Below are 7,563 nucleotides of genomic sequence, written 5' to 3' on the forward strand. Positions count from 1 at the left end.
ACCCATCTTTATTTATAGAAAAGCTTGATCGTTCATAAAAATCATCAGAATTGCAATTATTTATTGCTTGTTTCTGATGATTTTTTTGATAGTTACGCAAAGATATTCAGGGTATGAATAATTCGGGTATATATATATAATCAAGAGTTTCTGGAATTGTAACAAAAATGTAACAATCAGTTCTTTAGACTATGTGAATTTTCACTATTATACCGGCGGCATCTTATGAAAAATGTACAACAGAAGCAAATAAAAGAGGAGGCTCTTATGACTCAACATTCTCCATAGATCATGCTTGCATTAGAAGGTTCAAAATATGCAGAGTTGAGGGTGGGATAGACACCCGTCTAACTTTACGGAACCAAGCTCATCTGTTTCTTGTTCCCCTTGTTAATCCACGTGCCATTCAAAGTGTGCGCTGTGAACAAGAAAATCTCTTTTAGGTCAAAAACGACGCCGTAGTTGGCGTCGTTTTTACTGTGGTGTTTGGGTAAGCCTTTTGGGCGAGCTCTCATAACAAAGAACTTACTATCAATTCATTTTAATCTAGTTGATTTCGCCATTGAATTAAGGTTTCAATTTCCTCTTCTTGAATATACCCTGATTGTTGGGCTACCTCAACAAGAATATCGTACTGGGTCAAGGTATCGACTTGGATTCCTTTTTGGATAAAGGTATCCATAGTCTTAGAAAGAGAATAAGAAAAGATCGCAACCACACCCAGGACTTGTGCTCCTCTCTCAGATAAGGCTTCAACCACCTTCAAAGAAGAAATACCCGTGGAGATTAAATCTTCAATCACAACCACCTTATCATGTGCACCTATTTTCCCCTCAATTTGATTTGTTTTTCCATGTTTCTTTTTACTATCACGAACATAAACCATTGGGAGATCTAAGCGGTCACTCACCCAAGCCGCATGGGGGATACCTGCAGTTGATGTCCCCGCAATGACGGTCACTTCTGGATAGCGAGATTGAATGATGGCGACTAAACCCGCCGCGATGCGATTACGAACAGATGGATAAGACATCGTTAATCGATTATCGCAGTAAATCGGAGACTGAATACCCGATGTCCACGTAAAATAATTTTCAGGTTGTGGTCTCAGCTCCACAGCTTTTATTTCAAGTAGGTCTTTGGCAATTTCATATCTTAAATCTGTCATTCCACTAATCTCCCATTTTATCCTTTACAAACGCAGCCACAAAACTCAGATAGGCTCCTACCGCATCAACTGCCTGTGTAATCGGACGTCCGACCACAATATGACTGACTCCCATTTTACTGGCGATATCCGGTGTAACCACCCGTTTTTGATCCCCTAAGTCATCTTGGCTAAATCGGATACCTGGTGTGACCCGAATGAATCCAGGGCCCCAACAATCTAAAATTTCCCCTGCTTCCTGAGCAGATGAAACAACTCCATCTAAACCTGCTTCATGGGCTAAGGAAGCATAGTGTAAGACACTCTCCTTAAGGCTCAATTCCACTCCTTGTTCTTGCTTCATTTGTTCCTCTGAAGTAGAAGTTAATTGTGTAACCGCAATCACTCGCGTATTTAGTCCTCCTCCATCTACGATTCCTTGTTTGGCAGCCCGCATCATTTCCCTTCCCCCTGCTGCATGAACCGTTAAGATATCAACATCAAATTGAGCCAAGCCTTTAGAGGCTTGATAAACCGTATTGGGAATATCGTGAAGTTTTAAATCTAAAAAAAGTTTATGCCCTCTCGCCTTAATCGCTTCAATGACTTTCGGTCCATTTTGTAAAAAAAGCTCCATGCCAATTTTGACAAAAAGGGATTCTGAGCCAAATAAATCAAGGAATTGTAAACTTGTTTCAATTTCCGGGAAATCCAGGGCGATAATCACATTTTTTTCCATTGTTCATAACCTTCTTTTACTTCCATGCTCGATCCTTTAGTTCTAAAATATGATCAACACCAAGTTGATCCAAGGCTTGAGGCAACTGATTGATAATTTTGGGGCAAACAAATGGATCTGTAAAATTAGCTGTGCCAATTGCAACGGCACTTGCACCTGCTGAAATAAAATCAATCACATCCCATTCATCCATAATCCCCCCCATTCCGATAATTGGAATAGCAACAACTTGAGCTACTTGATAGACCATCCTAATCGCAATCGGCTTAATGGCAGCCCCTGATAGCCCCCCTGTGACATTCGCAATAATCGGCTTACCCGAGTAGTGATCTAACCTGACACCTACCAGTGTATTAATCATTGTAAGCCCATCGGCGCCTCCTTGTTCAACCGCTTTTGCTATCTCAATGATATCCGTCACATTAGGAGACAGCTTAACATAAACAGGGACTTGAGATATTTCCTTAACCCGTTGCGTCAGATCCCTGGCAACACGAGGATCCGTTCCAAATTGAATCCCACCACATTTAACATTAGGACAGGATATGTTGAGTTCCAAGGCCTTAACATTAGGTGACTTAGAAATATGCTTGGCTACATAGATATAATCTTCAACATTACTTCCAGCGACGTTGGCAATAATTGGCACGTCATATCTTTCAAGTTGAGGAAGTTTTTCCTCTATAATTTTATGAACACCTGGATTCTGTAAACCGATTGCATTTAACATGCCACTTGCAGTTTCCGCCACTCTCGGGGTAGGATTACCTAGCCTTTCTTCTCTCGTTGCCGCCTTAATCATAATAGCTCCAAGTTGAGATAGATCATAAAACTCTGCGTATTCCAGTCCGAATGCGAAGCAACCAGAGGCTGGCATAATCGGATTTTTCAGATTTAATCCTGGCAATGCAACACTTAATCTCTCCTCCATCACAACCTCCTAAAAAAATATGTCTTCTGCTTTAAAAACAGGCCCTTCGTAACAAATTCGAGCTGTGTCATTTGTTTCTGTCCGACAAACACATGCATAACAGGCTCCAATGCCACAGGCCATTCTTTCTTCCAAAGAAACATATCCCGTTTTATCCTTATTCATCTCCTGTAAAGCTTTCAACATTGGAAATGGTCCGCAGGCAAAATACTGTTCAAACTCTATTTGATATTTTTCTATAATATCTGTAACAAATCCTCTATCTCCTCGACTCCCGTCTACCGTACTGATATAGGTTTTCCCAAAACTTGAAAATTCCTTTTCATAAAAAATCTCTTTATCAGAGTTGAAGCCCAAGACATGGATCGTATGAATTCCACGATCATTCAGCCGTTTTGACAATTCATAAAGGGGGGGAACCCCGATTCCCCCTCCAACAAGAAGGGCTGTTTGACCAGGATTTAACGTATCCAGATGATATCCCTGTCCAAGAGGTCCCAAGACATCCACTTCTTGTCCAACTTCAACTTGAGTAAGGACTTGAGTTCCCTTACCTTCTGCTCGATAAATCACCACAAAAACCTTTTGTTCTGGGATAACCTCACAAATTGAGATGGGTCTCCGCAATAAAAATTCATTTCCTTTTCCTACTCGAATATTGACAAATTGCCCCGGTTCGATCATCGATTCTGCAATCTCTCCAAACAAGGTGAGTTTATAAATATGATAGGCAATTTCCTTATGCTCTAGAACTTTCGCTAGCTGAACCTGCATCTTTTTCTCCTATCTAATGACTGTTACTCATTCCATTTCCAACATCCGACCTTTTCAAGCCTGATCTATATGCTTTAACAGGACTCTCAGACCTGTTAAGCTACCAACATCAGTTTTCCTGGTCATCTCTTTGAAAGATTCGAGTATTCCGATTTCGAATGTAGTTAAGTGTTAATCTCACATAATACTTGAACTTTCATCAAAATCTTATGACCAATCCTCTAAATGACCATGGACGATTCTTCCCTCACAAAAGGTTAAAACTGGAATTCCAAATACTTCTTGCCCCGCATAAGGTGTGTTTCGTCCCTTGGATAAAAATGTCTCGGGATCAATTTGCATCCTTTTATCCAAATCTATCACAACGAGGTCAGCCAAAGCCCCCTCCTCTATTTTCCCATACGGCAAACCAAAAATTTCAGCGACTCTTTTTGACATCAAATCTACCACTTGATTTAGGGTGAAAATTCCTGTTTTAACAAAATGAGTGTATAGTTGAGCAAAGGCTGTCTCGCTCCCCACAATCCCAAATGCCGCCTCTGCCATCGGGACCTCTTTTTCATATGCTGCATGAGGGGCATGGTCTGTCGCAATCATATCGATTGTTCCATCCAGCACCCCCTCAATCAAGGCTTCTCGATCCTCTCTCGCTCTTAGCGGTGGATTCATCTTCCAGAGGCCACTCGCCTCATGAATATCCTCTTCATCACTGATTAAATGATGAGGACAAACTTCACACGTGACGTGAATACCATTTTTTTTGGCTTCTCTAATGAGTCGAACCGATTCCTTGGTTGAAACATGACAGACATGATAATGGCACCCTGTTGCTTCTGCCAATAAAATATCCCGTGCAATTTGAACTGACTCACAAACAGAAGGAATCCCTTTTTGCCCTAATTCTTGACTACGTTTTCCACAGTGCATACTTCCTCCCCAAATAAGAGAGTTATCTTCACAATGTGCTACAATCGCCTTACCGAGCCTCGCAACGATTTTCATGGATTGGTACATCTTATTGGCATCTTGTACACCACGCCCATCATCACTAAAGGCAAAGACATACGGTGCTAATGCCTCAAAATCAGCATATTCCTGTCCTAACTCTCCCTTTGTAATCGAACCATACGGAATAGCCCGAATAACACTATCGCGTTCAATTAACTCTAACTGAACTTTCAAATGTTCGTAGGTATCTGGAACAGGATTCAAGTTTGGCATTGGCATTACCGTTGTAAATCCCCCTTTAGCTGCGGCTCGTGAAGCCTGATCAATGGTTTCCTTATAGGAAAACCCTGGTTCCCGCCAATGCACATGTACATCAATAAAACCTGGGGATAAAAACTTGCCTTTTAGATCAATGGTCCGACCCTGTTCTACTTTCAGATGTTCGCCTATTTTCTGAATGTATTTACCTTGAATGAGAATATCTCGTTGAACCAGAAGCCCTTCCTCTAATACTCGCCCATTTTTAAGTAGTAGCATGATGACCTCCTTATAAATCATTTTCTTGAATGATTTTCTCTAAAATTGCTTGCCTCATAAACATCCCATTTTTCATCTGTGGAAAAATAAGTGACTTTTCTTGTTCAACAAGTTCATCCGCAATTTCAACGCCTCGATTAACTGGAGCAGGATGCATCACAACCGCTGTTTCTTTTAAGCGATGATAACGCTCTGAAGTCAATCCATATTGTAAATGATAGGAATCTTTATCAAATATTTGGCTGCCGTCATGGCGCTCATGCTGTACTCTTAGGAGCATACAAACATCTACTTCATCCACTACATCATCAAATTGAACCACTTCTCCCAGAGTTACATCTTTGTAGAGATCAGGACAAACAAAGCGTACCTGTGCTCCCAATCGCGTTAGCATATGGTAGTTGCTTCTTGCTACCCTAGAATTTTTGATATCTCCTACAATAATAATATTTAGTCCTTCTATTCTCCCAAAATGTTCTTGTATCGTCATCAAATCCAACAAACTCTGACTCGGATGCTCTCCACTCCCATCACCACCATTAATAATCGGAATCATTAATCCTTCTAGTTGCTGATAATAGGTCTGTTCAGGATGCCGAATAACCAAAATGGATGTCCCAATCATCTCTAAGGTTTTACAAGTATCATAGAGAGATTCTCCTTTATTTACAGAAGAGGTTGAGACTTCAAAATCTACTACCTTCAATCCCAAATGCTTTTCTGCAATTTCAAAACTCAATTTCGTTCGGGTAGAGTTTTCAAAAAATAGATTTGCGATGAAGAGATCCGGTCGATGAAGACTTGGTGCCCCAGCCTTTATTTCTAAGGCTCTATCGATTAATTGAAATACTTCATCATTCGTCAAATTTTCCATTGTCAGCAAATGTTTCATCTACACCCCTCCTTAAATTAAATACAAAAAAAATACCTTGTCGGCTAACAAGGTACTCAAAAGAAGCGTATGACAAAACATACCGCAACAAAGGAATCTCTTATTAGCCTCTCTGGACTATCTTAAAAAGATTTTCTATTCAGTTAAAATTTTATCTCCGCTCCTTTTCTAGTTGATTGTTAAGAAACAGAAAGACTATCTCTTTTGGCCTAACTCACTACTCAAAAATCTTCGATCTTCGAGTCCTAGTGAGAAACTTCTCAATTAGATAGACAAACTTTCAGTCGCCTCTCTGGACGAAAGAGAATTTGAATATAAGCTACCGCAAGTATACCTTACCCTGTGAATTTTCTCAACCATTTTTATGCTCTTTTTATAAAGTTTTTTAAGTGGTGTTTTCAAAAAGTAGTCGGTATGAGGTTTAAAATCACCTGAATCCACTTAAAAAATTCAGAAAAATCTGGATAAATAAAAACCATGACAAAGACCTAAATCCAAATCATCACATTCACTGATTATTTTTTGTACAATAAATTTTAATACGTATGGACACATCTAATACTTAACCAATTTCAAAATCAGAATACTCGCAGAATTTCAAAAAAATGACAAGGACATCTGATGATAATCGTGCAAGGCACGCAATCAATAAGTTCATCAAAGAGGCTTGACAAAATCAGATTTTGAAATCCAATGAGTATAACCGAATCACGTATAAACTGTTATACTCGTTATGAAAAACTCCAGAGATGTGAAAACACGATTCCATCCTATTTATGAACCTCCCAGGTTCAAAAACAACTTTCTTACTCCTTGTTTTAGTACTCTTTGTGAAATGAAATTCAAAATTTTCACAAACACTCGAAAAATATCACCGGAGATTTCCAAACTTTCATCACTATAATATTGCATTATTTCATGAAAAGGTTTACAATAGAGCTATATAAAGGAGGGAACTCTTATGACTCAACATTATCAACACATCATGGTTGCTTTAGATGGTTCAAAATCTGCGGAGTTAGCCCTGCACAAGGCCATCCATGTAGCTTTACGGAACCAAGCTCAACTGTTTCTTGTTCACGTTGTTGATACACGTGCCATTCAAAGTGTGACCCCTTTCGATTCTGAGGTTTATAAACAATTAAAACTTGAAGCTCAGAAGATGCTAGGGGAATACGAGGAACAAGCCCATGCTGCTGGCTTAACTGAGGTTCATCAAGTCATCGAGTTTGGAAATCCAAAAACTCTTTTAGCAACTGACATTCCAGATGAACATGAGATTGATTTGATTATGGTGGGAGCTACTGGTCTCAACGCCTTCGAACGTCTCTTAGTTGGTTCTTCATCTGAATACATTCTCCGTCATGCCAAGGTCGATTTCCTTGTTGTTCGTGATCAGGAAGATCTCTTTTAGAGCAAAAAAGACGCCTTAGTTGGCAATGTCATTAAGTTAAGACCTAGAATTTAGAATAAGACCACATTTGAAAGCTCATAATTACATCAGACTTTCAAATGTGGTCTTTTTGTGCACGCCAAATAAAGGTTTTTGTGACCTTTTTTAAAAATTATGATACTCTATAGGTGAAACTTACTAC

7 protein-coding genes are annotated in these 7,563 nt (G+C 39.5%); 1 reads left to right on the forward strand and 6 read right to left on the reverse strand.

Annotation, left to right across the window (positions count from 1 at the left end; genetic code table 11):
* Nucleotides 1-541 precede the first annotated feature (541 nt).
* From pyrE to JEQ21_RS09450, 6 genes are all read right to left on the reverse strand, one after another.
* Nucleotides 542-1,168, reverse strand: coding sequence for an orotate phosphoribosyltransferase (pyrE, locus tag JEQ21_RS09425; protein ID WP_199365271.1), 627 nt, complete (start codon nucleotides 1,166-1,168; stop codon nucleotides 542-544).
* A gap of 4 nt (nucleotides 1,169-1,172) precedes the next feature.
* Nucleotides 1,173-1,886, reverse strand: a complete 714-nt coding sequence (pyrF, locus tag JEQ21_RS09430) for an orotidine-5'-phosphate decarboxylase (protein WP_199365272.1) — start codon at nucleotides 1,884-1,886, stop codon at nucleotides 1,173-1,175.
* 16 nt (nucleotides 1,887-1,902) lie between these two features.
* Nucleotides 1,903-2,817 (reverse strand): dihydroorotate dehydrogenase, encoded by a 915-nt coding sequence (locus JEQ21_RS09435; RefSeq protein ID WP_196967093.1) that lies wholly within the window; start codon nucleotides 2,815-2,817, stop codon nucleotides 1,903-1,905.
* Nucleotides 2,818-2,826: 9 nt separating this feature from the next.
* A complete protein-coding gene (locus JEQ21_RS09440; RefSeq protein WP_199365273.1) occupies nucleotides 2,827-3,591 on the reverse strand; it encodes a dihydroorotate dehydrogenase electron transfer subunit in 765 nt (254 codons plus the stop codon).
* Nucleotides 3,592-3,798: 207 nt separating this feature from the next.
* Nucleotides 3,799-5,076: a dihydroorotase gene (locus tag JEQ21_RS09445; protein WP_199365274.1), complete on the reverse strand. Its 1,278-nt coding sequence runs from the start codon at nucleotides 5,074-5,076 to the stop codon at nucleotides 3,799-3,801.
* Nucleotides 5,077-5,086: 10 nt separating this feature from the next.
* Nucleotides 5,087-5,968, reverse strand: coding sequence for an aspartate carbamoyltransferase catalytic subunit (locus JEQ21_RS09450; RefSeq protein WP_199365275.1), 882 nt, complete (start codon nucleotides 5,966-5,968; stop codon nucleotides 5,087-5,089).
* A gap of 961 nt (nucleotides 5,969-6,929) precedes the next feature.
* Here JEQ21_RS09450 and JEQ21_RS09455 point away from each other — a divergent pair.
* Nucleotides 6,930-7,382, forward strand: coding sequence for a universal stress protein (locus tag JEQ21_RS09455; protein ID WP_196967092.1), 453 nt, complete (start codon nucleotides 6,930-6,932; stop codon nucleotides 7,380-7,382).
* Nucleotides 7,383-7,563 lie beyond the last annotated feature (181 nt).

It is taken from the genome of Streptococcus sp. 121, assembly GCF_016458205.1.
GTDB lineage: Bacteria > Bacillota > Bacilli > Lactobacillales > Streptococcaceae > Streptococcus.